Origin of the sequence: Pseudoalteromonas sp. SR45-5 (assembly GCF_014163565.1) — a bacterium.
GTDB classification, from domain to species: Bacteria; Pseudomonadota; Gammaproteobacteria; order Enterobacterales; family Alteromonadaceae; genus Pseudoalteromonas; species Pseudoalteromonas distincta.
The window spans coordinates 1-1,929 of record NZ_JACJDN010000704.1; the positions used below are offsets into that span (position 1 = coordinate 1).

Here is a 1,929-nt window from a genome sequence, read left to right on the forward strand (position 1 = left end):
TTAACACATAGAAATATTTCATTATTCAAATTATTTTAATTATTTGGGAATAAATGTTTTTTTGAATCGTCTTCTTTATAAAAGGGGTAAAAATCAATGAACGAAACATTAAAAACCTTATTGCCCATGCTTAGGCGTTTTGCCTATTCGCTAACGGGTAGTAAAGCAGATGCAGACGATGTAGTGCAAATAACAATTGAAAAACTATTAGTAAAAGGCATTCCGGATGACGTTGAGCCTGCTAAATGGGCGTTTAAAATTTGCCGTAATGTGTGGATAGACGAATACCGCTCACGCAAGGTAAGGCAAAATACGGCTCAGGCCGATGTTTTACCAGAGCCAATTACAAGTAATGAACACCAAACACTCGAAAACAAACAAATGCTTAAAAATGTAAATACAGCACTTGGGCAATTACCCGAAGAGCAGCGCGCCATAGTATCGCTGGTGGCCGTGCAGGGCATGGCCTATAAAGAAGTCGCACATACGCTAGATATACCTATAGGCAGTGTAATGAGTAAATTATCGCGCGCACGCAGTACACTTTATAACTTAATAAAACCCGACTTTAAAAAGGAGCAAGTATGAACATTAACGACGAAACACTTAGCGCCTTTTTAGACTCAGAGCTAAGCGAGCACGAAATGGAGCAAGTGCGCAAAGCCCTTGAAACCGATGATGAACTAGTAATGCGACTTGCAGAGCTAAGCGAAGTAGACATGCGAGTAAAAGAGCACGCAACAAGTATTGATGACGCCCCCCTTAGTGACTCATTAGCTAAAACGGTTGCAAAGCTTGATACAGCAACGACTAAAAACACGTTAAATAGCAATGTAGTGGCGTTAACGCCTTGGCAAAAGGCTAAGCAATCGGCTAATAAAAGTATAGCAATAGCAGCAAGCGTAGCTGTGGTATTTGGTATTGCAATGACGAGCTATTTACAACCCAGTGAGGCGCAAAACTTAGTAGCCAGCAATACAGCTTCAGCCCTTAATACGCAGCTAAGTAGTGGTGTGTTTGAGCAAAGTGATGGCTCAGTATTTAGCGCGCAGCTTAGTTTTAAAAATCAGCAAGGTGAGCTTTGTAGGCAGTATGCACTAAGTTCAAACAACACAACGCAAACAAGTATTGCATGTAAAACGCAAAGCGGTTGGCAAATTAAAGCGCAAACGGCCACGCAGCAAAGTAATAATGGCGCGCAATATCAAACGGCGTCTAATAACAGTGAGTTAGATGCTGTTATAGACAGCATGATCAGCGGCGCACCACTAGATAGAGCGCAAGAGCAGCAAGCAATTAGTGCAAAGTGGCAGTTAAATAAATAATAATGTGTATAAAACGAGGTGAATGATGAAAACATCTATTTTAATTATCAGTATTTTACTTATGGCGGGTTGCGCATCTAAACCTGATTACCGCGCCGTGAATAATGGCTCACAAGGTTACAGTGAGCAAAAAATTAGCGACGATCAATACCGAGTAGAGTTTAAAAGCGTATCAAATAATGTAGCCGATGCCGGTGACTATGCATTATTGCGCGCGGCTGAGCTTACACAAGCACAAGGCTACGATTGGTTTGTTGTAACCAACAAAGAAACCTTTGTTGAGTCTAAATCGCAAGCTCCCGCGTCATCTATTAGTGCATCACAAAGCCAGCAATATGAGCGAAGCTGTGGTTTATTAACCTGCGAAACTCGTGCACGCCCAACAAGCAGCGTAGGCGTACAGGTAAGTAACAATGATAAACGCAAAGAAGTGCACACCTTAATTGATATTAAAATGGGCAAAGGGATAAAGCCAAGCGACAACAGTTTTAGCGCCCAAGACTTAATTGAAAACTTAAGCAAAAAGGCGAAAAAGTAAGCTTTTTTGGTAAAAGCGCTTGATATAAGCACTTAGCTTGTTTTAGCTAAGTGCTTTTTTCGTGGT

General features: G+C 41.2%; 3 protein-coding genes. All 3 read left to right on the plus strand.

Annotated features, from left to right (window positions below):
* The first annotated feature begins 96 nt into the window (after positions 1-96).
* Genes H5072_RS18215 through H5072_RS18225 form a run of 3 tightly spaced genes read left to right on the plus strand, consistent with a single transcriptional unit; the run spans position 97 to position 1,863 of the window.
* The gene (locus H5072_RS18215) at positions 97-588 is read left to right on the plus strand and encodes an RNA polymerase sigma factor (protein WP_054982238.1); all 492 of its coding nucleotides are present in this window, start codon (positions 97-99) and stop codon (positions 586-588) included.
* A complete protein-coding gene (locus H5072_RS18220; RefSeq protein ID WP_182694356.1) occupies positions 585-1,325 on the plus strand; it encodes a hypothetical protein in 741 nt (246 codons plus the stop codon). Before H5072_RS18215 ends, H5072_RS18220 begins: the two co-directional genes overlap by 4 nt.
* Positions 1,326-1,350: 25 nt before the next feature.
* Complete coding sequence (locus tag H5072_RS18225) at positions 1,351-1,863, plus strand: CC0125/CC1285 family lipoprotein (protein ID WP_182694357.1); 513 nt, start codon at positions 1,351-1,353, stop codon at positions 1,861-1,863.
* Positions 1,864-1,929: the final 66 nt, after the last annotated feature.